Source organism: Halococcoides cellulosivorans, assembly GCF_003058365.1.
Taxonomy (GTDB): domain Archaea; phylum Halobacteriota; class Halobacteria; order Halobacteriales; family Haloarculaceae; genus Halococcoides; species Halococcoides cellulosivorans.
In genome coordinates this window covers 2,483,518-2,509,717 of record NZ_CP028858.1, presented here as the reverse complement: position 1 = coordinate 2,509,717, position 26,200 = coordinate 2,483,518, and the positions used below count along the sequence as shown (strand labels likewise).

The 26,200-nt window shown below is 59.3% G+C and carries 18 protein-coding genes and 2 pseudogenes; 17 read left to right on the top strand and 3 right to left on the bottom strand.

What is annotated here, in order from left to right; translation table 11 throughout:
* Positions 1–56: 56 nt before the first annotated feature.
* Positions 57–4,958: a sacsin N-terminal ATP-binding-like domain-containing protein gene (locus HARCEL1_RS12235; protein WP_108383863.1), complete on the bottom strand. Its 4,902-nt coding sequence runs from the start codon at positions 4,956–4,958 to the stop codon at positions 57–59.
* A 165-nt stretch (positions 4,959–5,123) separates the two neighbouring features.
* Here HARCEL1_RS12235 and HARCEL1_RS12230 point away from each other — a divergent pair, with 165 nt between their 5' ends.
* The 9 genes from HARCEL1_RS12230 (at position 5,124) to HARCEL1_RS12190 (ending at position 12,552) form a co-directional block, all read left to right on the top strand.
* Positions 5,124–5,540: a hypothetical protein gene (locus HARCEL1_RS12230; protein WP_108383862.1), complete on the top strand. Its 417-nt coding sequence runs from the start codon at positions 5,124–5,126 to the stop codon at positions 5,538–5,540.
* A gap of 159 nt (positions 5,541–5,699) precedes the next feature.
* Complete coding sequence (locus tag HARCEL1_RS12225; RefSeq protein ID WP_108383861.1) at positions 5,700–7,115, top strand: ATP-binding protein; 1,416 nt, start codon at positions 5,700–5,702, stop codon at positions 7,113–7,115.
* Positions 7,116–7,311: 196 nt separating this feature from the next.
* Positions 7,312–7,707 (top strand): DUF7567 family protein, encoded by a 396-nt coding sequence (locus HARCEL1_RS12220; RefSeq protein ID WP_108383860.1) that lies wholly within the window; start codon positions 7,312–7,314, stop codon positions 7,705–7,707.
* 116 nt (positions 7,708–7,823) lie between these two features.
* The gene (locus HARCEL1_RS12215; RefSeq protein ID WP_108383859.1) at positions 7,824–8,984 is read left to right on the top strand and encodes a hypothetical protein; all 1,161 of its coding nucleotides are present in this window, start codon (positions 7,824–7,826) and stop codon (positions 8,982–8,984) included.
* A gap of 67 nt (positions 8,985–9,051) precedes the next feature.
* Complete coding sequence (locus HARCEL1_RS12210; protein WP_108383858.1) at positions 9,052–9,270, top strand: hypothetical protein; 219 nt, start codon at positions 9,052–9,054, stop codon at positions 9,268–9,270.
* Positions 9,271–9,545: 275 nt separating this feature from the next.
* The gene (locus HARCEL1_RS12205; protein ID WP_108383857.1) at positions 9,546–10,727 is read left to right on the top strand and encodes a Fic family protein; all 1,182 of its coding nucleotides are present in this window, start codon (positions 9,546–9,548) and stop codon (positions 10,725–10,727) included.
* A gap of 78 nt (positions 10,728–10,805) precedes the next feature.
* The gene (locus tag HARCEL1_RS12200) at positions 10,806–11,024 is read left to right on the top strand and encodes a hypothetical protein (RefSeq protein ID WP_108383856.1); all 219 of its coding nucleotides are present in this window, start codon (positions 10,806–10,808) and stop codon (positions 11,022–11,024) included.
* Between the two features lie 122 nt (positions 11,025–11,146).
* Positions 11,147–12,145 carry a DUF6610 family protein gene (locus tag HARCEL1_RS12195; RefSeq protein ID WP_108383855.1) on the top strand — a complete coding sequence of 333 codons (999 nt, stop codon included), beginning with the start codon at positions 11,147–11,149 and terminating at the stop codon, positions 12,143–12,145.
* A 74-nt stretch (positions 12,146–12,219) separates the two neighbouring features.
* On the top strand, positions 12,220–12,552 hold the full coding sequence (locus HARCEL1_RS12190) for a hypothetical protein (protein ID WP_108383854.1): 333 nt from the start codon (positions 12,220–12,222) through the stop codon (positions 12,550–12,552).
* Positions 12,553–12,567: 15 nt separating this feature from the next.
* Here HARCEL1_RS12190 and HARCEL1_RS12185 read toward each other — a convergent pair whose 3' ends face one another.
* Positions 12,568–12,714: a zinc-ribbon domain-containing protein gene (locus HARCEL1_RS12185; RefSeq protein ID WP_108383853.1), complete on the bottom strand. Its 147-nt coding sequence runs from the start codon at positions 12,712–12,714 to the stop codon at positions 12,568–12,570.
* 155 nt (positions 12,715–12,869) lie between these two features.
* On the opposite strand from HARCEL1_RS12185, the gene HARCEL1_RS12180 reads away from it, so the two are divergent.
* The 3 genes and pseudogenes from HARCEL1_RS12180 (at position 12,870) to HARCEL1_RS12170 (ending at position 16,024) form a co-directional block, all read left to right on the top strand.
* On the top strand, positions 12,870–13,817 hold the full coding sequence (locus HARCEL1_RS12180) for a M78 family metallopeptidase domain-containing protein (RefSeq protein WP_108383852.1): 948 nt from the start codon (positions 12,870–12,872) through the stop codon (positions 13,815–13,817).
* Positions 13,818–14,392: 575 nt separating this feature from the next.
* Complete coding sequence (locus HARCEL1_RS12175) at positions 14,393–15,223, top strand: type IV toxin-antitoxin system AbiEi family antitoxin domain-containing protein (protein WP_108383851.1); 831 nt, start codon at positions 14,393–14,395, stop codon at positions 15,221–15,223.
* Between the two features lie 104 nt (positions 15,224–15,327).
* A pseudogene (locus tag HARCEL1_RS12170) lies at positions 15,328–16,024 on the top strand (nucleotidyl transferase AbiEii/AbiGii toxin family protein).
* Between the two features lie 49 nt (positions 16,025–16,073).
* Here HARCEL1_RS12170 and HARCEL1_RS13900 read toward each other — a convergent pair.
* Positions 16,074–16,181: pseudogene (locus HARCEL1_RS13900) on the bottom strand (transcriptional regulator TrmB); the annotation flags it as partial.
* Between the two features lie 136 nt (positions 16,182–16,317).
* Between HARCEL1_RS13900 and HARCEL1_RS12160 the strand changes: the two are divergent.
* The 5 genes from HARCEL1_RS12160 to HARCEL1_RS12140 all read left to right on the top strand — a co-directional run bounded on the left by HARCEL1_RS12160 (position 16,318) and on the right by HARCEL1_RS12140 (position 26,112).
* Entirely contained in the window at positions 16,318–16,641 is a 324-nt protein-coding gene (locus HARCEL1_RS12160; RefSeq protein WP_108383850.1) for a hypothetical protein, read from the top strand.
* Between the two features lie 630 nt (positions 16,642–17,271).
* Positions 17,272–18,504: a DNA replication protein Orc4 gene (gene orc4 / locus HARCEL1_RS12155; RefSeq protein ID WP_108383849.1), complete on the top strand. Its 1,233-nt coding sequence runs from the start codon at positions 17,272–17,274 to the stop codon at positions 18,502–18,504.
* 218 nt (positions 18,505–18,722) lie between these two features.
* Positions 18,723–19,136 carry a PadR family transcriptional regulator gene (locus tag HARCEL1_RS12150; protein ID WP_108383848.1) on the top strand — a complete coding sequence of 138 codons (414 nt, stop codon included), beginning with the start codon at positions 18,723–18,725 and terminating at the stop codon, positions 19,134–19,136.
* Positions 19,137–19,289: 153 nt separating this feature from the next.
* A complete protein-coding gene (locus HARCEL1_RS12145; RefSeq protein WP_108383847.1) occupies positions 19,290–22,478 on the top strand; it encodes a PD-(D/E)XK nuclease family protein in 3,189 nt (1,062 codons plus the stop codon).
* Positions 22,471–26,112, top strand: coding sequence for a UvrD-helicase domain-containing protein (locus tag HARCEL1_RS12140; RefSeq protein WP_108383846.1), 3,642 nt, complete (start codon positions 22,471–22,473; stop codon positions 26,110–26,112). The genes HARCEL1_RS12145 and HARCEL1_RS12140 overlap by 8 nt, the downstream gene beginning before the upstream one ends.
* The last annotated feature ends 88 nt before the right edge of the window (positions 26,113–26,200 follow it).

Genomic DNA, 26,200 nt, shown 5'->3' with positions numbered 1-26,200 from the left:
GACGACCATCCGATCTCCTTCGCGGTTCACTGAAGCCGGTAAGAAAATCTATGCATTCATTCCTCCCAGTGAATGGCCCGCTCAATCACCTCCTGCTCGTCCGAATGGAACTCCGAGAGCTTTACCTGAACCTCTCGATTCTGCGATCGAACGGTTCGCTCACGCGAATCGAGTGTTGAGAAAGGATTTGGAACCTGAATCAATCTCGCCTCACCGCTCTTGCCGGCCTCCAGTTCGACAGCGACGTATAGATAGTAGGCCTCTCTGAGGTCTTCGTTTCGCGCTGACTTCCATTCGTTCCAGCTGATGGAGGGTCGTCGAGTGTTCGATCCAGACGATTTCAGCTCGATACAGCGCTCTGGCTCGCTCGTCTCTCGAGCCACAATCAAGAAGTCGAACCCTGGATACGGCTTGGATATCACGCCCTGTTCCTCCAATGCAGTCAGGACTGGGCCAGCGATGTCGTCGTCCTTTGCCTCAAGATAGAGGTTACGCGTATGGATATCGTGAACGTACGCATCTGGATCCGTACAACCTTCTTCGCGCAGACGCTGGAGTTCCGCACGATACGTTGCTTCCATCCCGAACTCGTCGACTTTGTCGATATAGTTCGCCGTCACCGTGGTCTTTCGAGACGACGAGTCTCCAGACCCACCCCCGGTCGTCCCGGATCCGTCAGAATGCGAGCTGTTGCCTGTGTCCGTGTTCCCAACAGCGAGCGTGGAGCTGTCGCCGATGCCAGTCAGCTGGTCGGCTGACGGGACACGTGACCCGTCCCGGACTGTGGCACCCGTCTCCGTGGTCTCCATTGACGGGTCGCTGGAGTCTCCAGCATCAGTGGCAGTCGAGTTGGTTCCATCTGAAGTGATTTTCTCACTGTCGAATCCAGTGCTGGCGACCGTTTCGATCTGCTGTTGGTCTGCTCGCCCCTCGTAGGCTGCCTGTCTGGCCTCGATTTCACGCTGGCTAGCTGGCGCGCCAGCCGCCTCTAGTTGGGACTGCATCGCCACTGTGTCTGGCGCTTGTTGGAGGAGGACGTACAGAGACTCCCAGCTCCCCAAGCCGCGATACTCCGCGAATGCTTTGGAAATCGTCTCCACTGGGGCGTCCTGAACCGGATCAGGACTGTCAGCGACGACGTACACCCGCTTTCGATTCCCGTGCTCGTCCCGCTCGATGAAATACTCCGCCGGCCGCGTCGATGGGTCCGCTTCCGGACGATCGCGGAGCTCATACATGACGTCCAGAGAGCCGACAATGACCATTTGATTGACGAACCGAGACAGTCCGGCTGCGTCCTCACGTTGGCTACTCCGCGTCGCTTTCAGCCGAGAGAGAACGTATGGCGCAGCCACATCCAACCAATCCTCCTGGAACCGCTCTGTCGCCTCAATGCGTTCTTCGTCGACCTGTGGCGTCTCCTCGACAGCCTCGACCAGGTCGATCATCCCGAAGTGCATGCCGATCGTTGGCGTCTCATCACGAGTTAACGTAAAAATAGGAACAGCCAAGTCCTCGAACCGTGACGCCTCCTCGTGACTCCGCGTAAAGTAGGTCTCTGAAGCCTGATGGAACTCTAACTCATCACCGGCCATGGAAGGGATAGGTGCAGAATCGAGTCCGGTTGTAGTCGGCTCCCACTCGGAAGACTGGATTTGGCCCTGGGTATCGAGTGGCGGTAGGTCCTCACTCAGGTTGCTGTACACCGCTTCAATTTCGGAGAGAAAGTAGGCACCAGGGCCGGAGTCGCTCCAGAGTTCCGCGACGAGCGATCGAATTCGTTCTGCCACCGTTCTGGCGTCGCGCGGCGTGAGCGTCCGTGTCTCGACACGCCGCCGAATCGACAGCGCATCGAGTAGATCAGGAGTTTCCTCAATGAGGTCTAGATACACCTCTCGGCGGAGGGTCGGGAGAAGCGGATGGCGAGTGTCACCGATGTCGATCGAGTAGCGCTGTATGTCCTTGTCGGTGAGAACCCATGCGTCTTCAGGAGAGACTTCTCCGAGCATAGTCGGCAACCATGAGGCGCGTTGGAGCTGCCACAGCCAGAGGTTCGGCATGACGCCCTCGATTTCGTCCTGGTCGAACAGATAGGTGGTCTGGTATCGGAGTCGGGTGTTCGAATAGAGCGCAACGGTTGCGTTCGCGTGATCTGAGAGTTTCTCCCACCACGTGTACAGATGCCCCATCAGCATATTTCCGAACGCCCGATCCTTCCCGGCCCCGAGTATCGCGTGATCGTACTCTAGGCCATTGACTTGCCAGATGTACGGTCGCTCTCCATCGTCGTCGTTCACTGCATCGTCCGCAGCGGACTTCAACTCGGTCAGGTACGTATCGAGCTCGCCCTCGGAGAGCAGCCGCGGACTAAACTGACTCTCCGGATCGAGCGTGGAATTCGCTGCTCGGTCGACGTGTTCCGTGACGCTATAGCGGTGGGACTGTGTCGGGTGGAAGAACGGCGTAACACGAATGTGTTCGGAGACACCGATCCATTGGAAAAACTCCCGCCACTTCGACCAATCGTCGGCGTCGTCTAGCCCGAGGTCCCGTGGGGGTGCTACCACCGGCGGTGATACCCCCGCCGTCTGAAGGAGCTGCTCTACACGGCCCGCAGCCGGCCTGTTGCGTTGCCAGCTGGCACCGAAGTACACCTCATAGGCACGCGCCCAGCCACCGTCAGCCGTCGGGACCGGAAGCATACACAAGTCGTAGTATGGCTCGTTACTGCGGTACGTGTACGGGAGCGGCTCATTCGGAGAGGCTGGCGGTTTTCCGGTCGTACTGCTCGTCGCCAATCGCTGAACGAATTCAAGTACCTCAGTGTCTCGGAGCGAGCTGTCATCGACATCGCCGGACGATGGTCCAGGAAGAAGTGGAAATACACCCTTCTCGGCGATGTCCTGGAACCCGAAGTCGTTGATGTCCCAGAGGGCATCCAAGACACTCTCAAACTCACCGCCCTCGAGGATCTCGGCACGAGCATCCGAATCCGCCTGTAGAGAGCCGTCCGTGTAATACAGCTCCGTCGGAAACAGTCGAATGCCCGCGAGAGCATCTGTTGGGACACGCTGCTGCGGTGGAAAGAAGCATTCGACGGACTCCGGTGTGGACTCGTGCCTGAAATACGCGCCGTGCTCACCGTCCTTGGGATCGCCGACAGGGAACACAGCCGCCGTTCGAGCTGCCTCAGCGAGCCGTCGCTTGTCCGCACTGTCAGTGAGCGTCTGCCAGGTGTTCGCCAGGGCGTACACGATTGGATCGACGGTGAGTCGGTCAGGAACATCCTGATACTGGAGGATGGCATTCTCGTCTGGGGCGGCACCGAGAACCGCAGGGGTTCGATGGGTCTCGAGTCGAGTTGCTCCCAACTCCTCCAGAACCGCCGCGACATCATGGTCGAGCAGTGATGTGCTGGGGAACCAGCCCGCAACGTCAGCATCGCCATCCTTCAATTCGAGACGGTCCTGTCCGTACACCATCGCCGTCAACGGACCCAGTCGGTCTGCGTCCGGATGCGTGTACGGGAGTACAATCTCCGAGAGCGATCGTAATTGAGAGTCAAGCCCAGTCACGCCTGACGCCACCTGTTCCAGCTGGGGAATGAACGATACACCCTCGAACGCATCTTGGAGCGCTGTGACAAAGCACCGATTCACCGGGTTCGTCCGAGCTGTCTCGTCTGCGTGGACTGCGGTAAAGTCAATCGTTCGTAGAAATTCTTCAAGCGTCGTGTCCGTCTCCGTTACGAACGAAAGGACATCGTCAGCAAGGAGATCAGCAACCCGCTGGAACAGCCAGCCGTTCAACCCCATGACCGCGCCAGTGTCCGGGTCTGTCGGCATATTCAGACTCCGTCGAGACGTACTCACCTGGAACGTCCCATTCAACAAAGCGGGAATCGGGCTTCGTTCCTCGGTCGGCAAGAACACGTGAACAAACGGTCGCTCTGTCGCTTCATCTCCGACAAACAACGGTCTGAGTGATGTCTCCTCGTCGTCCTCCAGTCTGAAAGCCACACTCAACCGCAGTGTCCCGATGTCATCGAGAATCGCGGAGTCGATTCCCGCAAAAGACTGCTCTGGAACGTCGTACTCGCGGGCGAACGAGATGAGTTCCTCCGAGGTCTTTACGGGGGTGGTGGGATCGAGATCACCCCGGCGTTCGATACCGATAACGGTACCTGCCGTTTCTCCCCGCCATTCCCGCCGGGTCTTCGTCCAAACACGCTGTCGCTCACCAACGACAAACTCAATGCGGTCCGTTTTGGGAAGCAGCGCCACAGTCTCCCGCGTCACCTGCTCTCTGAACGTCGACTCAATCGTTTCGAAAATCCGTTCCTGGTTTTCAGCTCTGAGCGGGAGTCGGAACACGGTCGAATATCCCGCTTCGAGAAGTTCCCCTACGCGAGTCGTGGGTTCACTCGGGAACGGGATTGACATGAGTGGGACGTTATCAAGTAGTTCGCCGGTTTCGACGCCCTCCGTGAGCAGTGCTTGCTCGATAACGTCACGGGTCCGTTCTCGGTCGAACTCTGCAGCCAGCAAGCCATCCTCGTTCTGCGAGTAAACCCCCGGATTCGATGTGATATCCAAAATCGACGTGAATCCCCGCCCCTTGTGCCCGATCGTGGCCTCGTCTCCATCGTCCCCTTTCGTGGTCTGAGTGAGAGTCGTAATTGCATGTAGGTCCGCAGCATCGAACGGGCGCCCGGTGTTGGCGACGAACAGGCAGTTCTCGTGCAGTTCGAATCGAATCTCGCGGGATTCGTCGCTGGTATCCGGCATCTCGTCGTCCGCATTCTGCAGGAGTTCGAAGACGAACCGACGACTGTAGTCCGCGCTGTCAGCCGCTTCCAACTTGAAATCTTTACTCACCAACGGCGGCTCGTTCGCATACGTCCTCAGTTTCGTTTCTCGGATGTCCTGCAGGCTATTGATAGCCCGTTGGTCCGGCATTAGACATTATTTAACCGCGTCACACCCATAACACTTGATGAATCGACGAGCCCAGACTCGTAGGTGTTCTGAGTGAACCCAACAGAATGGCGGGGTACTGACCGCGTCAGCAGAAGCTGTTTATCAAGGGCCGAGGGGTGAGCCCTTCCGAAGGCTCGTGATTCGATGACCACACACGACCATCACTTCCACGACTGCGAGTTGAATCCCGAGGCGATCCTCGGGACACAGACGTTCGAAGACGTCTTGTTCACCGACGACACGGAAACCCCGGTGAACGTTTTCACCGGCGAGACACCGGCCCATTCGCAAGCAACCGTCGAGGAAGCGAGAGCGTTCGCTTCGAGTATCGACACGGAGACGCCCCAAATCGCGCTTCCGGCATCAGTCGAGACGCAAATCGAGACCCAGAGCAGGCCCTACACCGCGGTTGCATTCTTCCACTTCAAGGCGACCGGGTCGCTCGAACTGTACCGTGCCTACCACGCCGCCTTCGACTCCGGTGCGCTCGCCGTCGAGTTCGACGCCGACTACGAGTCCGGTGACCTGAGCATCACTGTCGAACGAGCGGACCTGTCCTGAGAAACGCTGGCCGCGAGCATAGAGGTCAAGCACCATGGATGCGTGCCGGTGCGGTAATAGAGGCGGGATGATTATAGTTCAGACTATTATAGCCCAAACTATTATAGTCTCATTCCTAACTTCGGCACTCATTTGTATCTCCCACCACGATAGAGAGGTATGGACCAGTTCGTCAATCGTCTCGATGAACTCGATCGGTTGCAGACCCTCTATGAGAGTGACGCCGCAGAACTCGCAATCGTCTATGGGCGTCGTCAAATCGGGAAGAGCGAACTCGTCCGTCAATCGATTGCCGACCGCGACGATGCCGTGTACTATCAGGCCGTCCAGGGAACAGCGACGACACAACTCAGGCGATTCGTCGAGGCAGCAGCGACGACCTATCCAGACATCACGGCCGTCAAAGAGGAATGGGAACCGCTCTTAACACACCTCACCGATAGAGATGCTGTCATCGTCATCGACGAATTCCCGTACCTCGTCGAATCGAACGAGGGCCTCCCGTCGATCATTCAACACCAGTGGGATACAGCTGTCGACGAGAATCAGGCAACACTCGTCCTCACAGGCTCGGCAATCGGCATGATCCATACGCACGTCCTCGATGGCGGTGCGCCCCTCTACGGCCGGGTGTCCCAGACACCGAACGGCCGCCTCGAACTCACCCATCTGCCGTTTCACACAATTCAGGAGTTCGTGCCGACATATGATCCCGAAGACCGGGTGTTCGTCTATGGCGTCTTCGGCGGCACCCCCCGATATCTCAGCCCACTCGAGCCATCACAGAGCCTCGGAGCGAACATTACGCGGTTACTCTGCGACCCGGATGGTCCACTCCACGACGAGCCCGAAACCGTCCTTCAGATGGAGCTCAACGAAGTGAACACGTATTTTTCGGTTCTAGAGTCGATGGCCAGCGGGAACCACAGTCGAAACGAGATCGCCCAGGGGGCCGGCATCGAGACCACCAACACGTCATACTACATCGACCGACTTGAAACGCTCCAGATCATCGAGAAACAGCATCCGGCACTCGCCGATCCAGCTCGCAGCAAGCGAACTCGGTACCGGATTCGAGATCCCGTCTTCCGGTTTTACTTCCGGTATCTCTACGGTCGCGAGGGGCAGTACGACCTCTATGGCGAAAACGCCTATGCGGATCTCATCGAGCCAGAACTGCCCGACTTCGTCAGCGAAACGTTCGAATCGCTCTGCCACCAGGCGGTGCCGGCGCTGTATTCAGACTACCAGCTCACACAGGCGCCACGCCAGTGGTGGTACAAGAGCCGGGAGATAGATGTCGTCGCCCCGACTGACGAGTCAACGCTGATCGTAGGCGAGGCGAAATTTACCAACTCCCCTCTCGGCTATGACGTGCTCGCGGACCTCGAGGACGACGTGGAGCACATCGACTGGACACCCACTGGCGGAGGCGAACCGACGTATGAATTCACCCTGTTCAGCCGCTCTGGGTTCAAACGCTCCGTCCAGGAAGCTGCAGACGAACGTGACGACCTCAGCCTCTTCGATCTCTCCGATATCGTTGGGGTTCTCGAGCGAGGAGCCACCGATTAATGCCGGACGGTGAGAGCTGGAGAGGGTTCGACCCTGTTATGAGGGGAAATCGAATGTCCCCCAGAGGATATCCATGATAGAGACTCCACCGAGACGACAGCGTCTCGAGCGACCGTCAGCCCCGCTAGCCGCGTCCCACGGTGACGTTTATATTGGGCCAAAATGGGTGGCCCGTTCCGATCGGGCCAGATCCACAATGAGTTTGGACGTCATCGACCGTCACAGCGACGCACTGTTCGAGTTCCTCTGGTGTCCGGTCTGCGGGCACGAGGTGTTCAGCCACATTCCATACGAGGGGGTGTTCTGCGAGAACTGCAATACCCAGGTCGAACTCCAGGAATCCCGAGAGACACGCGGGTACGAGGAAGCCGTCCTCGCCTGCTTCGATACCGCCACGACCTGGAATCTCCACGTCGACGAGAAGCTCCGTCGCGATCTGCCTGATGGATCGGCTCGAGTGAAGGTCTTCGGCGCACCGGGCACCTACGAGATCGACTGGTGGAGTCCGACGCTAAGTGAGGACTGGGAGCCGGTCGAACGTGGTGAGTTCGACGACATCGAGGAACCAGAAGCGGTGTCGCATCTGGCGTAGCAGATTTCGATTGACAGCTGACTGCGTGGTAGTGTTTTTGCGCCCGGCAGAGGGCGCAGGGCGCGAGACGATGCAAGCACTCGTCGATGACTGATCCTGATTCGAGGTGACCAAAAATGAAAGACCCAGCGTCTAGAACCATCTTCGCCGGCGTCGATGGACGGACTGAGACGGAACTCCCTGAGTGGTATCGAAACCGACACGGAGGCGAAAATCCCGTGACGTTTGCCGAGGCGATCCGTGACCTCCCGCAAGCTGTCGAGACGAACGTGGCCTACCAGAATCCATACACCGACGAGTGGGTCGAGACGGAGCGGTTCAACGCGCTCGTCGAGCCGAGACGGGCTTGCACGGAGGCCCACGAACAGGGCGCCGAGACGGATCCTCTCTTTCACATCCCGACCGACTCCTACTCAATCATCAATCCGGTCGACGTGTACAACCCGCTGGAAGCGGTGCTCCGCGAGGAGACCCTCGACGAAACGCCGCTGGGTGACGTGATGTTCGGCGAGATTCGGCGCTACCGGGGCGGTGGCGAGGTCCACATGGACATCATGTTCGACGGCCTCGAGGTGCGTCTGCCCGGTCGATCAGAGCCGATCACGATGGGCGTGACGTCGGGATATGACTTCTTCGGCGAGCACGCGGTGTACGTGGAAGGATTCGCCCAGGACGGGTACTGTTCGAACACGATGCGCTCGCTCACCGACAAGGAGGTCATCAAGCACGTCGGCGACATCCGGAACTTCCGGACCTGGTGGGAGGAGATCCTCGCTCAGGTCGAGCTCGTTGCCGACGACCTCTTCGAGTTCATCCGGGACGCCCAGGAGATCGACCTAGACTTCTCGGAGCTTCCATTCACCGTCACGGAGTTTTACACGCTACTCGGCTTCCCGGACTACCTGTCCGAACGCGCTGCAGGCGACGCAGAAGCCAATGCGATGTCACCGTTCGAGATCGACATGTGGACGCTGCATTCCGGTGGCACGTACGCGCTCACCCACTTCTTCCAGGGGAAAGAAGGGGGTTCCCTTGATCAGTACGTGCGCATCGCGAACGACATTCTGTTCAACCCGGAAGGCACCATCAAGCGCGTCGAACACGCGTACGAGCAACAGCTGGAAGCGAACGGTGACGGCGGGTCGCAGGCGTCGCTGGCCGGCGAGCGAGCGCTGGCAAGCATCGAGAGCGTCAGCGATGATCTGAAGGGGAAAGTCGATCGGTTCGAAGAGCGCGAGGATGCGCTTCGCGAACGGTTCCAGGAGACGATGGCCTGAGCCCCTGACGGTGCTGGAGTCACCCCGTTCTGTCTATCTCGCCCTCGAGGGGTGGAGGCCAACAGCAATGCAGCAGTCCACGATGAGTGAGAGTACCGACGGACTTCCACCCGAGAGGCGTCTCGAAGCACCGAGCCATCGATTGGTCGAGGCCGGTATCGCGACGATCCCGGACATGGAAACGCTCCGAGAGTGTGTAGGCTACGAAAACACCCACCAGCAGCGAGTCCAAATCCTTCGGCGTCTCGAACACCGGGCCAGCGAGATCCGCACACAGGAGGACTGAGACAACAGAGGTGAAGACACCTACTAAAGTTGAACCGGTGAATAGCTAATTCAGCGTGGGCCGACTCGCCCCCTCGCCCATTCAAGTTTATAGTCGGAAGCTGTTATGGGAATTGTTCTGATTCAGTTCTATACTGAATCCCGCCACTCAATATTCAACCCTCTCCCCGGGAAGGTTGAATGAAGATTGTTTCTATTCATGCTACATTGAACAGGTCTTGACCTCATTCAACTATACCCGCTAAACCTTTAGTGGCCACAAAAGGATTATATGACATGGATCAAAACCAGTTCACAGAAAACGCCCCTGGGGAGCTCGTCACCACCACCGTCGACGGATACGAGTTATCCTCATTCATTCCCGACGATCTCGATGCAATCGACCTGGACCAAGGTGACTTCACGAAGGAAATCGGGCAGGCAATGCGGATGCTCGGCGCACTCGAATACCTCGGTCCAAAAGCAGGCTCCAGCACGATGCTCATCGAAGCGTTCGCCCGGAAAGAGGCAGTCCAATCCTCTCGTATCGAAGGGACCCAAGTCACACTCTCAGATGTGTATCGATATGAGGCACAGCAAGCTGTCGGAGAAGCCTCCTCCGATAACGAAGGGGCACGACAGGCAAAAAACTATCTCACGGCCCTCCAAACCGGACTCAACGCCATCGACCAAGACGAACAGATCACCACAGATACCCTCTGTGAGATGCACTCGATTCTCCTCGACGGCGTCCGAAGCGAAGATCCATCACCCGGAGAAATCCGGGACATCCAAAACTACCTCGCTCCCTTCGAGGCCGCCGATATCTCTCAGGCAACATTTGTCCCGGCGCCACCCAAGCAAGCCCGTGAAAAACTCGACGAACTCCTCGAATACACGAACGTCCCGCAACCAATTCACGCGCTCATTAAGCTTGGACTCATCCACTACCAGTTCGAAACCATCCACCCCTTCCGCGACGGGAACGGCCGCCTTGGCCGTCTCTTAGTCAGTCTTGGGCTCCAGCGCGAAGAACTCCTCACAGAACCGTATCTGTACCTCAGTGCATACTTCAACGAATACCGCGATGACTACACGAACCTCCTCACGCACGTTCGTACTCACGGTGCGTGGGACAATTGGCTCCATTTCTTCCTTCGGGGTATCTGGCAGCAAGCGAAGGAAGCCGTCGAGCGGGGTGAACAACTGCTAGAACTCCGGCGAACATACGTCACCGAGTATCAAACCCATCGCTCAGAGTACATTCTCCCACTCACCCAACAGCTCTTTAAGAACCCCTACATCACGGCCAAGCAAGCCGAACAGCAGTTCGGGTTCTCCCACACGACCGCATACTCGCTCATCGAAACACTCGAAGAAGACGGTGTCCTCACCGCGGTTGAAAGCGACGGCAGTAGTCAGCTATACCAAGCTACCGACATTTACGAACGTCTCGACAAACCACTCTCAGAATCGTAGAATTCCTCCAATCCCTATCCGGTGTAATGGAGTCGCCCGTTCTGTCTATCTTGCCCTCGAAGGGTGAGGTCAACAGCAATGCAGCAGTCCACGAGGAGCGAGAGTACCGACGGACTTCCACCCGAGAAACGTCTCGAAGCACCGAGCCATCGGTTGGTCGAGGCCGGGATCGCGACGATCCCGGACATGGAGACGCTTCGAGAGTGTGTTGGTTACGAAAACACTCACCAGAACCGGACGCAGATTCTGCGTCGGCTCGAGTGGAGGGCTGACGAGCTACGTGCAGACGAGGAGTGAGGTCGTTTCTTAACCAACAAACTGCGATTGAGTGCATCGGTTGTTGGTTAATCCTGTAAAGAGAGCGTTTTTCGGCCCCGAAGGGGTGCGGGGCAGCCAACAGCGGCCTCGCGAGTGAAATTATGTCCATCGATCTGAGTCCGACCACCGGTACGGCGAGCGACATCGCTGCTGCCAGACAAACCAACTACATTGCGTTCCTGCACCGAGCGCCGTTCGTTATCGGAGCCTTCGCCCTCGGATATCTTCCCGGCTTTCGGGAGGACTGTGGATATCAAGAAAACCAGTATCAAAACCTCAATCTCCCCGTTGGAATGCTCGACAACGACTTCCGGAATCCCGATCTGGATCGATTCGTCGATCGCTTCTTCGAGTACGAGCCACAGGTTGGCGTGGTCGGCGACGTCTACGAGCCGGGGGACGTCGACGACCACGTCGCTGCCGTTCGCGAGATCCGTTCGAGCTACCCCGAGGCCGAGCTCATCGTCGTTCCGAAGTGCCAGGCAGTGATCGATGCAATTCCCGAGGACATCACCCTCGGGTATTCGCATGGCTACGCCGACCGATTGGCAGAAGAGTTCTCCGACCCGGCCGACTGGCGCGGACGACGGGTCCACATCCTTGGTGGAAGCCCACCCACGCAGCTCGAGGCCATCCGCCAGCTGACTCGACCTACGCTCACAGACGACCCGCCAGCGGATATCGTCGGCCTCGACTGGAACGGCCTCCATCGGGGCGCGCAGTTCGGGGAGTTCTGGACGGCCGGCGGATGGGACAACAGCGGTCGCGACGCGGACCACCTCACGGTTCGCAAAACGGTCCGTCACAGTCTCGGTCAGGTTCGCGGGTTCTGGAAGCACCACGGGGTCTGGCCCGAAACGACGCCACAGGAGGACGATCTCACCGTCACTTACGAGGGGCCATCACCGAGCGATCTCGACAGCGCCGCCTGTACCGAGTGTGGATCGAACGTCTGGACGAGCGAGCGTGGTCCCTACGTCGCCGAGTACGACACTGGAGCACTCTGTGGATACTGCAGCTACGACTGTTACTTCGCACATCGCCACCGGAACAATCTCGAAGAAGTCGCTGGCGAACAGAGCGTCTCCTTTCCCTCGTGAGACCGCGAGTTGTTTTTCGCGCCCCAGAGAGGGCGAGGGCTTCATCGAGGGTCCGCGTCCAGAGGAGATTTCCAGTGAGTCAACAACAGAGCGCCAACAGTGTCTCGATCGACGACATTCCAGTCGATATCGCAAACAACCAATCAGGCGACGTCAATCCCACCGCGGTCCCCGACGAAATCGAGTCGATCACCCGGGGGCTCGCCGGCGAGCAGCCGCCGACGAACCCGCTGGTCGTGCTGAAAGCGGCGCGGTGGTGGTACATTCACGGGAAAGGCGGAACGGATCCCGCCTTCCAGTGGGCCATCGAGTGGGCACGTCATCTCGCGACCGACTCGCCCAGTGACGTCGAGCGGTTCGACGAGTTCCTCGAGTACCTCGACAAGATCGGTCTCGCTGACGAATAGGAAACGCTTCGCTGATCAAATCTCGTAGCGGGCGACATCCTCCGCCCCGCAACGTGGGCACTCGGCGGCGTCCTCTGAGAGAGTCTCGCCACAGTTTCGACACTCCCACACAGTCGATAACCCCCCGTCGACGGTCCTCCGGAGCGAACTCACAAGCCCCATGCTGGCTCATCTGATGCCCCCGCCGTAGTTAAAACAACACCCTCGTTAGCCGTTCTGACCTCAACGAAGCCGCAGAGACGTTTTTTTGCGCCCCCTGAGGGGTGCGGCGCGTTCTGAACGGCCGCAGTCGCCGTGCATTCGATTTGGAGATTACCATGTCTACAACCAGTGAGTCGTCGGTCGCCTTCGAGCAGACCGACACACGATCCGGCGAGATGAACAGCACCATCGAACAGTGGATCGACGAGCTCGTCGCCGGCGTCGACGACGCGCAGGCCAGCGCGGAGTTCCAGGAATGGCTCGACATCCAGAGTCGCTTCCACGACTACTCCTACAGAAACACGCTCCTGATCAAGCGACAGTGTCCCGGGGCAACCCGCGTGGCGGGCTACCGGACCTGGCAGGAAGAGTTCGATCGCCACGTCCAGGAAGGCGAGTCAGCCCTCTGGATCTGGGCACCGATCATCACGAAGCAGTGCCCACAGTGCGAGAACTCGCCGAGCTACCACGCAAACAGTGACTGTGAGTTCGACGAGACCCCACCAGACGAGTGGTCGAAAGGCCTGGTCGGGTTCAAGCCCGCGCCAGTGTTCGACGTCTCCCAGACCGAGGGCGAACCACTCCCTGACCTCGATACAGAAGCGACTGGTGACGCCGGCGATCTCGTCTCCCAGCTGACCGAGCGCGCTGACGATGTCGGCGTGACGGTTCGAATCATTGCAGCCGACGAGTGGACGCACGGGGAGGCAAAGGGCATCTGCGAGCAGCGGAGTCTCATCGACATGCAGCCGCTCGTCGAGGTGCACGATCGAGAGAACGATGCCGACCTTGCGCGGACGCTGGTTCACGAGTACGCACACGCGTTGCTCCACTTCGAGGTTACCGACGACACTGAGCGGTCGAAACGCGAGGTCGAGGCCGAAGCGGTCGCGTACGTCGTCGGGCGGTACTGCGGGCTCGACACCAGCGGGTCGGCGTTCTACCTGGCCGCGTGGGAATCGGACGATCCTGAGGTCGTTCGCGACCGGCTCGGACGGATCAGTCGGACGGCAGAAGAGATCATCGACGTCCTCGAAGCCAGTAGGTCAACTACCCCGCCCTGAGCGCCTTCGGCGCTCTGAGGACGGGGCTTGCATGGCGTCGGATGGGAGTTATCGTCCCGGACCGACTTGTTTGCCGATGAGGTCGGTCGGCAGCGGCAATTTAATTGGACGTGACCTCGGCGACTTCGCGGCCGGTCGAGCCAGCGCGGAGCGGTCGCGTCGTCGGTCCGTCCTTCGGGGCCGGTTGACGGCGGCCCGTCCATCCCGAGATACCGTCCCTTTACCCCCGCAATGTTGGTATCGGCACCCTTCACAGGGCTGTCTGAAGCCCGGACTGGACTACGTGGGACGACGATCCGGGTGAAAATAACGGTTGTGCCCTGCTTCGACACGCGCTCCTCCGCTCCCTACCGTTCGCTTCGCTCGCGCTTGAGGATAGTGCGGAACCGAAGGTTCCGCTGACCATGCGAACGGCAAAGCCGTGAGCAGAAGGAGACTCCGCGCTACCGCACAGTTGAATGGTTAACCAACGCTCAGTTCTTTGTCCCAGTTTCGTTGGTTAAGTCTGCCCGTCTCCGTCGTAGTCGCAAGGCTAATGCAGGCTCGTCGTTATACTCTATGTAAGATACGCAGGTATGAGTGCCATAGACCAATCAGGAAATATACGCCAGGGTCTCTCGACTCGAGAAAGTCGACTTCTTGCAAGACTCGCTGGCGCTGGTCATCAGATCATCTCCGTCGATGACATCGAGACGACGCTGGAGGTCCCCCCGAACACTGCCCGAGAGATCGCCTCCCGGCTCACTGAGAAGGGCTGGCTCGACCGGCTCTTCCCGGGCACATATCTCATCATTCCACTCGCTGCCGGCGAGGAGGGAGTCTACACAACTCACGAATATCTCATCGCCGCCCACGTCGCCGAGCCGATGTACATCGGCTACTACAGCGCCCTCAGCCACCATGGGCTGACCGAACAGGTCCCCCGGACGGTGTACGTCGTTACGCCGACACGGGCCCAAAGCCGGGACATCCACGGCGTTCCGTACCGTGTCACGACAGTCACCGAAGGAAAGTTCTTCGGGTCTGAACCGACGTCCATCGAGGGGACGACCGTGCAGGTCAGCGACCTGGAGAAGACGCTGGTCGACTGTGCGGACCACCCCGAGTTCTGCGGTGGCCTTCGGGAACTCGCAACCGCGATGCGAACTGCCGACGAACGGGGCTGCGCCTGGGACACCGTCGGTGAGTACCTCGAGCGGCTCGACAACGGCGCCGCGACCAAGCGGATCGTCTACCTCGCCGATCAGCTGGATATCGATCTCCCCGGTCGTGAGGCAATCGTCGAGTCGTTCACGAGTGGCTATTCCCCACTGGACCCGACGCGACCCGACACCGGATCCTCCGACAGTGCGTATCGTCTTCGGATCAACGTTGAGCCAGCCACGCTGGAGCCGACGGAGTCCTGATCCCGATGATCAGTCAGGAACGGCTCCGAATCCTCGCTCGCGAACTGGGCGTTCGGCAAGGGTACGCCGAAAAGAACTACGTCAATTCGTGGCTCCTCTGGGGCATCTTCACAAGTGACTACGGCGACAACCTCCTGTTCAAAGGCGGGACGGCGCTATCCAAACTGTATTTCCCGCAGTCATGGCGGTTCTCGGAGGACCTCGATTTTGGTGTCAAAGGAGTACCAGGGGTCCAAACAAGAGCTCCGGACGGTCCTCGATACGATTGCCGAACGCTCTGGCATCGAATTCGAGATTCGAGAGCATCACGAATCCCAGCAGGACCACTACCCGACCCACTACGTCGACATCAGCATTCAGTACCGGGCCGTCCTCAACCACCCAAACACGACCAGCATCGACGTGATGGTCGACGAGTACGTCGCCTTCGACCCTGTTCAGCACACTCACGCGTACGAGGACATACCCGAGTTCGACCTCCAGGCGTACAGCGTCGAGGAAATCTTCGCCGAGAAGCTCCGGGCGATCTACCAGCGCGGGGCCGCTCGTGATTACTACGATCTTTACCAGCTGCTCGAAACCGATTCAGTCACGATCGACTTTGCCGACGTGAAACCCGCCTTCGAGGCAAAGTGCAAACACGATGGACTCGCAATTGATCTGAACGATGGACTCCCGGACGAGCAACAAGAGACGATCCGCCACCAGTGGGAGACCACGCTACCGGACCTGACCGGTGATCCGCCAGCGTTCGAGCTGGTCTGGAATCAATTAGACACGGAAATCAGCAGCGTTTCGTAGTACAAGGCGGCGAGAGCTCCATCGCTTCGTGGGCAAGAGCGACCCGATCTCATTCGGGTAGGTCCACCTCGTAGTCAGCCGCCAGCTCCTGGAACTCGTCCCACTCCGGGAGCCGGGCGTCGTGGACCTCCCCGTTCGTCTCGAGGTAACGGAGCACGGTGTAACATAGTACGAAACTTGAATATCAATCTGTTTCGAGTAGTGTTACAGCCAGCGCCAGAGCATCAGCGCGATAGTCTTAACCAACAAAGCTATGGACTGGCGCCGAATGTTGGTTAACACGAGCACAGCCGATGACCCACGAACCACCGATTCCACCGGCGAACCTTCCGACGGAGGTTGTCAACACGCTCAATGAGGCAACTGCGGAGCGTCTCCGAGAGATTGCCACGTACGCCGAAGCACTCGCCGAGCACAAGGAACGCGAGGCCCCCGTCAAAAAGGCAGCAGACCAAGACGAAGTGGAGGAGCGACCGGACGACCTCCCAGCCGACGTCCCCGCAAAGGCGACGATCACGATCAAGGAGATCAACGACAACCGGTATTACTACTGGCAGTGGCGAGATGGTGAGAAGGTGAAGTCAAAATACAAAGCCCCGGTCAACCCAGATGACTGAGGGGAAGACACCCACCCCACGTTTCCGTCGTAACTGCAGATTGGAGGGGAGGAGACACTGAGGTCAAGAGGGCCCCACCCCCTACGTTTCCGTCGTTTCTCTAGGGTAGCGCTGGTGGAAACGGAGATTAATGGTATACGCTCACTAACTATGTTAATCCATATACTATATATCGTTGAGGTATCTACGTCATACATAGATATAAGTACTATAAGTACGAAAAGTCCATTAAGTGTTCTTCGTCCATAGAACGGGCGAAGTACTTCGTCCGTTCAGACGAAACGATCCGTATTGTCTAACCATCTATTTGGCTTCTCGTAGACGGTGTAAGCACCCTCGTTTCGCTTCTTCTCTCATGGATCTCTCCTTCCACTCCCCCTCCCCATCAATCCACGATTACGACGGAAACGTGGGGTGTGTGGGTGGTGAATTTGGTGGGATTCGGAACCATTATCACGCTGCCGTCTCCTGATTTCCCCTTCCACGTCGGAAACGCGGTTATAATATCAGCAATCAAATTCCACCGCATTACGGCACATTCTCAGTGATATCGGGAAAGAAACGTCGGAAACGTGGGGTGGTAATTTCCACTAGATTTATGACCCCTCCGCACACACCGTCCGATATTCAATGGCGCCCGACTCTTCAAACAGTTCTGTTGACGATCCACTCTTTGAATCCGGGCATCGAATCTTCGCGAACAAGGATCTTCTGAAAATTGGCCATGTTCCAGAAGCTGACCGGATCGTTGGCCGTGACGACGAGATTTCGAAACTCGCAAAACGTCTCAACGGCGCTGTCCACGGCTACTCTCCAGAGAACGTGATGATCTATGGAAAAACTGGAACTGGCAAATCTCTCGTCTCAAAGCATGTCTCCCAACGGGCTCAAAATGCCGCTCAGGATGGTGTCGAGATCGGAACTGCATATATCGACTGTGCAGAAGACAATACTGAGACCCAAGCTGTCTCTTCTCTTGCAGCGAAATTGAACGATGAATCGACGACCGGAATCGATGTTCCCCACACCGGTCTCAGCACGTCGAAGTATTACAAACTCCTCTGGAAGACGCTTGACGCACAATTTGATTCTGTGATTATCATCCTGGACGAGATCGATCTGATGAACGACGATAACGTTCTGATGAAACTCTCACGAGCTGAGGAAGCAGGGAAAATCGACTGTAGTGTGGGCGTGATGGCGATCAGTAACAAGATCCAGTACGTCGACAACGTCAACGAGCGCGTGAAAAGCAGCTTCCAGCACAAGGAGATGTTCTTCAAACCGTACGACGCGAACCAGCTGCGAGAGATCATGCTCAATCGGGAGGACGCCTTCCAAGATGGCGTTCTGTCCGAGGACGCGATCCCGCTTTCGGCTGCCTTTGCCGCACAGGAGCATGGTGACGCCCGGAAGGCGATCGATATTCTTCGTCATGCTGGGGAAGTCGCCTATGAGGCCGGAGCAGAGCAAGTGACGGAGGAGCACGTTCGGCAGGCTCAGCAACACGCCGAAAAGGACCGGTTTCGAGAACTCGTGAACGGGGCTCCCACCCAGGCGAAGGCTGCGCTCCTCGCGCTGACCGAACTGAGTGTCAGCTCCGACGAGGACGCCTTCCTAACGAGCCGGGTGTACGACCAGTATGAACGTATCTGCAACCACCTCGATATGGACATCCTCTCGGTTCGACGGTTCCGCGATATTCTCAAAGAACAGGCGTTCCTCGGGGTCGTCGAGATCGAGAAGATCAACAAGGGAAGTGCCGGTGGCATCCACCTTCAAAACCGTCTCATCGAAGACCCGCAGGTCGTTCGCGAGACGATCCTCGAGGACAGCCTCATGGAGGACTGGCCTGGTGAGTGACTAGTTTCTCCCCTCATTCACCGGGAGCTCGAACGACGGAAATCTGGGGTGGGGTTTTAAGATACGACGGAAACAAGGGGGGTCAATTGGCCCGACGGAGACGTCGGAAACGTGGGGTGGTGGGTCAGTCCACTACAACCGGTTGGGGTTTCGAATGAACATATAGTGGATTCTTCCAGCGGTGAAACTACTTGCCGTCAAGACGTGTATCTTGTCGCATGAGCTCCGATTTTGGTACCGGTGAGGGAACGCAATCCCGCGAACTCGTCCATTTCGTCACACAACAGACGCGGTTCGCGCTCATCAACAATATTCTCCAGCACCCCGACCAACTCCCCTCGATGTACGAGCTCGAGGAGTTCAATCCCAGCGTGAGCGAGGCCACTGTCTACAAGCACATCCAGAAGCTGATCGAGGCTGGTATCGTCAAAGAGGTCGCTTTAGACGACGATCAGCGTCGGCAGGGGTATCCTCGGAAGTTCTACGCTCTCTCAGCGGAGGGACGCGAGTTCCTCGAAGACCACAACTTGCTTGCAGCCGAAGAAACGCTTCAGCAGATCTACGAGACCATCTCTGATAAGCCTGAGAAGATGGTCAGATACGAGAACGCTCCCCGTCCTGAAGAGGCGTGACCGTTCGTTCAGCTTCAAAATCCAGCGATACACTCTGGATCAGGGGTGTAGTGATCGGTGATTCAGACGTCTCGAGAACCGCGGTCGCGAAACCAGCCCGAGCTCGTCTAGCCAAGAATGAAGTGAGGGCGCGCCCTTTTGTTTCGGCATTCGATGCAGCAGACACTCCTCACTGGCCCTCGACACTCGAATTTGGAACAGGCTGCTTTCGAGCGGGCTGACCAGCGTGCTGGCGAGCTTCCTGGATCAGTCCTGTACATCGCTCGGAACGACGCCCGTCGAACTTCGGTCGAGGACCACTGGTCAGAGTCGTACGCACCACTCCGCCTTCGGGCCGAGACACTCGATGCAATCGTTCGAGACTGGTACGAGGACCTCCATGGGCCGATTGAATCACTGCCGGGACAGCTGAACCGCCGGCTCGTCGAGTACGCCCTCGACAGAACGACGGCCGAGACGGCTGGTGCTCTCGCCGGCGAGCCCGCGTCCGCTTCACTCGCGGATTCGTTCAGCAGTCGGTTCTCGCTTTTCGACGACGCCGGCGTTCGGACTGCCGACGAACTGACGACGGAGTTCGAGAGCTCACCGCTGGACGATCGGATTGCGACAGCCACGGTCGACGCCTACCGCACTTACGGTGGTCTCTTCGCTGACTACGTCGACGAGTGGGTCTGCACCCGCGGAGAGATGTTCCACTCAGTTGCGTCGGCGGACCGATCGCTCGAAGCCCTTTCCCCAGAACTGGACGTCATCATTCTCTCCGGGTACCACGAGTTCCGTCCGGTCGAACGCCGCCTCATCGAACGCATCGCCAGCGAGTTCTCTGTGATCGCTCTCTTGCCACTCCATCAGGGTGGTCGGAGCGGGGTCGATGCCGTCGCGACCGATGCTTTGGATGTCTACGAGTCGCTGGAATTCGAGACAGTCGATCTTGGGGCAACCGATGATGCGAACAATGGCTTCAGCGCGATCACTCAGTCGCTCTACCGACCGGATCCCGAGCCGGCTGCCGTTCCCGAGACACTTCGGTGGCGAGAGCTGCCCACGCCAGAGCGTGAGATTCGATTCGTGGCTCGTGAGCTCAGAACCACGTTGGCGAATGGACGTGATCCCGACGATCTTGCCGTCGTCATCCCCGGTACTGAGGCGTATTCTGGCTACGTCGAGGACACGTTCGATACGTACGATGTCCCGTATGTCACGACTGCCGCCACACAGCTGAACCGGACCTTTCTCGGGAGTGTCGTTCACGATCTGCTGACTCTCGCTGAGCCGGACCCGCGTGCGGAGGACCTCACGTCGCTGCTGGCGAACCCGCTGGTCGATGTCCTCGATGCCGACACGGTCGATTCGATCACCACTGCAGCCCGCCGGCGAGATACCGTCTCAATAGCTCCACTGCTCGACGATCTCGACGCTCCTGCGTCGGCCATGGTCGAGGATCTGCTCGCGACACTGGAGACGCTCCAGACGGGGGACGTCGATGACGCGACCGCGACGCTCCGTCGACTGCTGGACGACCAGCTCGACGTGACGGCGGCGATCGAGAACTACGCCAGTGGTGCCGAACGGGCTGTCGAACAGCGGGCCTACGATGTCGTCGACGAGGCTCTCTCGTCGTTCGAATCACTCCAGGGCGTCACGAGCGACCGTGCCCCAGTGGCACTGTTCACTCGCGCCCTCGATGGCGTACAGATCCGGGTTCCTCAGCGCGCTGCGGGCGGCCACGTCGAGGTGATGGGGATGCTTGACGCCCGGATGCGATCGTTCGAGAGGGTATTCCTCGTTGGGCTGACGAGCGAACACTTCCCGGCGACACCGGAACGGCCCGCTTTCTTCGAGGAGATGACGAACGCTCACCCCCGATTCGACACCGGCGATGAACGGCTTCGGGACCGCTATCTCTTCGCGACGCTGCTCGCGAACGTCGACGAGATCACGATCACGACGCCCGAGACGGGCGGCGATGAATCCGCCGTCGTCCGGTCGCCGGTACTCGACGAGCTTCAGCGCGTGACTGGGCTCGAGCCAGAGGACGGCGTCGACGATCGGGTCGGTTCTCGTGAGGATCTCCAACGGCACGTCGCTGACACACCGGACCGGCGTGCTGCGGTCAGTCACGCCGGCGACCATGGAGATTTCTCGCCCGCGCAAACGACCCGCACGGACCGCGGCCTTCGATGCGCAGACAACAGAAGCAGAGCGGGCCTCTCCGAACACGACGGCGTATTGGATCCCGAGACGGTCGCAGACGTGTACCCACCGGCTGAACGGGAACCCTACAGCGCGAGTCGGATCGAACGGTACGTCGAGTGCGGGTTCAAGTTCTACGCCGAAAACGTCCTCGAAATCGAGGACCCCGACGACGTCGAGGTGGTCCCGACACCGCTGGAGACTGGCTCGTACGTCCACAACGTTCTCGAACGATTCTATGCAGACTTACAGGACGAGACAGATGGCGGCGTCGACCTGCAGACCTTCGATCGCGAGACGCTGTTGACCCACCTTCGTGAGGTCGCTGCCGAAGAGCTCCAGGATGCCGATTTCGACTACGAAGGGCTGTTTTACGAACGGTGGACGGCGGAACTGTTCGCGGGGTTGGGGAACGACGGGAGCGTTCTCGGTGATGCCGACGAGACACCGCACGATGCGCCAGAACGGGGGCTGTTCATTACGTTCCTCGACGAGGAGCTGTCTCGGGACGAGGACGCCCGCCCACACAGATTCGAAGTCCCGTTCGGCGAGGGGCTGTTCGATTCGGATGCCGGTCCCTTCTCCGTCGAACGCCCGGACGGAACGTCGGTCTCGATACGCGGATACATCGATCGTGTCGACGTGAACCGGGATGGTGACCCACCGAGGCTCGCCCTCTACGACTACAAGACTGGGAAGGCACCGTATATGACGAAAACGACCGGCGGAACGACGTTCCAGCTCCCGATCTATCTGCTCGCTGCCGCCGATGTCGTTGGCGACGATCTGTTCGATCGGGCCTCGCTGTCGGCGACGTACTATCAAGTTCGACCGCCCAACGATCTCAAACTGCCGCGTGGCTTGGAGTCCAAATTCGATTCGGAATCTGACCTTCGTCGCTTCCTAGACGATGTCGTTCCGGAGTGGCTGGGCCATATCGAGACGGCGATCGCCAACGGGCGGTTCCACACGACGCTCCAGTCCGCTCGTGATGCAAACTGCCGGTATTGTGACTACCGGCGCGCGTGTGACGTTCGACACCACCGCAAGCGAGCGTTCGTCGAGACCGCACGAGAAGACGACAGCGCCTACGTCCCGCTTCGCGTTCGCGATGACGAGGATCTCCTGGCGGTGATGAACGATGACTGATGCACCCGAGGAGTTCGAACTCACCGAGCAACAGGAGGACGCACTCGTCCAGGGTCGGAACGTTGCGATCACCGCCGGCGCCGGGACCGGGAAGACGACGGCGTTGACCGAGCGATACGTGACGATACTGGCCGAGAATCCGTCGCTCACACCGGAGAACCTCGTCACGATCACGTTCACCCGAAAGGCAGCGGCCGAACTGACCGAGCGCGTCCGGGAGGAGGTGTACGACCGACTCGAAGCGGTGGAGTCACCGGCAGCGTATCAGCGCTGGCGCGCTGTCCTTGACGACCTTGAGGACGGGTACGTCCACACGATTCACGCGTTCTGCACTCGCCTTTTACGGGAGTGGGCCGTCGAGGCCCCGGTTCCCCTCGGGTTCGATGTGCTGGATGAAGACGGCGCAGCGAAACTCCAGCGGGAGGCCGTGACCGAGTTTCTCGAAGACACCCAGGACGACGAGGATGTCAAACTCTTGGCCCAGCTCTGGGGTCGAGACCAACTGATCGACGTGTTCGTGGGACTGCTCGACCAACGCCCGCAGAGCGAGGCCGTCCTCGAGGAGTGGCGTGACGCCGACGCCGAGGAGTACGTCGATCTGCTCTGGGACGTCGTCTGTGATCTCGATGTGGCCGACGCACGACAGACGCTGTATGCGGACGGCCTCCTCGAGCAGGTTCGCACAGTCGCGGGCCGCGTGGACCACGAGGCACAGATCGCCGACGAGGACGGGCTCCGGGCCTACAGGACCTTCAATGAGATCGCGACGACACTCTCGGTCGCTCCCGAAGCAAGCGATCCGCGTGACTGCCAGCGAGCGATCCTCAACCTTTACGAGGCCTGTGAGAAGAAAAACGGCGGGCTGTACAGTAGTTCCGGATACGTCGTTGGCGACCGAGCTGACTGGGGTGACTACGGAGACGTCTACGATGATCTCAAGAGTGCCATCGACGCGACTCTAGCGGCGGTCGAGCCCCACGCAGACGCTGTCGAGACGACGCCCGGTGAGCTCGAAGCGAACAGCGCTCCGTACGCGGTGGCGCTCATGCGTGTCTTCGACGATGTGTTGGCGGCCTACACGGCGGAGAAGGAGCGCCGCGATTCCCTTGATTTCCCGGACGTGATCGCGACGACGCTTCAGTTCTTGCGGTCGAACGATGCAGTCGTTGACCAGCTTCGAGAGCAGTTTGCGGCCGTGATGGTCGACGAGTTCCAGGACACAGACCCGCGCCAGTGGGCGCTAGTCAAACTCCTCACGGGCGTCGACGCGCAGACGGCGTCGAATGTGTTCCTGGTCGGTGACGAAAAACAGAGCATTTACGGATTCCGTGGCGCTGACGTGACGACGTTCGGTGAGGCGCGGACGGAACTCGAGACGGTCAACGACGCCCGTGGGGTCGACACCGTCCCCGAGAGCGACGATAAGAGTCCGACTGGGCTCGAACTCTCCGGGAACTTTCGGACGCTGGATGCGCCGCTCACTTTCCTGAACGAACTCTTTGGGTCGGTGTTCCAGCCGGACGGCGAGGACCATGAACCGTACGAGGCACGCCCGCAGTCGCTGTCCACCGAGCGTGATCTGGTGGAGGACATCGAGGGCTTGGCGGGGACCGTCGAGTATCTCCCAGTGCCTGATGATGCTGAGACCGCGGCGACGCTCCTCGGAGACGACCACCCCGTGGCTGACGGAGCGCTGGATCACACACTCGAAGCTGAAGCCCAGGCTCTCGCCGCGCGGCTCACCCACCTGTTCGACGACCCGCCGACAGTGCAGGATACCGAGACCGAGGAACACCGCGCGGCAACGCCGGACGATGTCGCCATTCTCCTTCGCCGGCGAACCCATCTCGACCGGTATCAGCGCGCGCTCGAGAGCTACGACATCCCCTTCACAGTCGTCGGTGGCGTCGGGTTCTACGACACGCCCGAGATCCAGGCGCTCACGAATCTGCTCCGGGTGCTCGGTGATCCCCACGACGATGTCTCTCTATATGGCGTGCTTCGGTCGCCACTGTTCGGGCTCACCGATGACCGTCTCGCACCGGCCGTCGCAGACGCTGATTCGGTCTGGGAGGCCCTCGCCGAGGCCGACGATTCACAGCTTTCAGACGCGTACGCCCTGCTCACGACGTGGCGGACGCTTTGTGGCTGTGCGACGCCGTCGGAAGACGGTGTGCGTCCGTGGAATCGGCTGCTTTCGCGTGTGATCGACGAGACTGGCTATCTGGCGAGTGTGAGTGCCGACGAACGCGGCCAACAGGCCGTCGCGAACGTCGAGAAGTTCCGCGATCAGGTACGAACTTGGAGCGAGAACGGCGTTCGAACGGCGGCGGGACTCCTCCACCGCATCGATCGACAGGCTGAGACCGATCCACGAGAGGGAGAGGCCGACATCCCAGGGGACGTCGAGGGTGTTCGAATTATGACGATCCATTCCGCGAAGGGGCTGGAGTTTCCGATCGTCACCGTGCCGGACATCGGGGGTCAACTCAACTTCGGCCGGTCCGTCGACGATCACGGGTACGTTCAGCTCGTCGAGGGGACCGACGACGCGCCGCCACTCCCGGCCGTCGGCGGTCCCAGTCCGGACGATGCGTTCTCGATCGAGAAGACTGCCGTTCACGAGTACGCACAGCGACAGTCGCTCCCACGAGAGCGAGCGGAGGCGAAACGCCTGCTCTACGTCGCGTGCACGCGAGCGCGCGATCACCTCCTGCTCTGTGGTACCCATGAGATCGACGTTGACGAGTCGGGGGCCATCGGACTCGGTGAGCCGGCGGCGTTCGATGAGGCCGATCGGTGGCGTGATTGGCTTCAACCCCTGCTTCTTGACGACGATCTCCTCGACCGAGCGCATCGGGAGGGGGTAGTTCGAGGACAGCTTGGGGCGGCTAGCTACACCGTTCGTCAGCCTCCTCGGCCGGTCGACTGGCACCCCGACGACGGGACTTCAGACCCCACTCCGGAGATTTCGATTCCGACGCCACCGACTCCGACGCCAGCGAGCCGAGTTACAGCGACAACGCTCGTGAATGCAGTCGCGGACGCCGGCGAGAGCGCCAATGGCTCCTCGTTCGAGGGTGAGGTAACTGGATTGAGCCCGACCACGTTCGGGACGGTCGTGCATCGCCTCATCGAACTTCGGCCGCCGCGAGACGAATGGCCTGCTTTCATTCGTCGCCTGAGTCGGATGGCTGGGGAAGACCCGACAGACACAGACCTCCACGATGCAGTCGATCATGCGACTGATGCGGTCGAATTTGTCGACCAGGTTGAGGCCGATGTTCAACTCCAAGCGGTGTATGACGAGTTCTCTGTCGGTGCCCGTATCGGTGATTCACGGGTCGTCGGTGACATCGACCGGCTCCTGGTCACGCCGGACGCCTTCCATATTATCGACTACAAGACGAACGACCTCTCTTCGAAGTCGACGACTGATCTCGCAGATCATTATCGCCCGCAGATGCTCGCTTACGCTCTGGCTCTCTTCCAGCATGACCCCGACCGTAGGGTTCGCGCCTCGCTTCGGTTCACCGACGCCGGTATCGAGGAACGGCTGGCATGGGATCCCGATGAGTCCTCTCTGATCGAATCGGATCTTCGTTCGATGGTTGATCTGGTCTCGCACCACTGATCGACGGTCCCACGACTCTCCTCTGTATTCGACTAATGTATTCGTATTTGCCCGATAGCGCAGTTGAGGCGGCGGATACATCTGACTG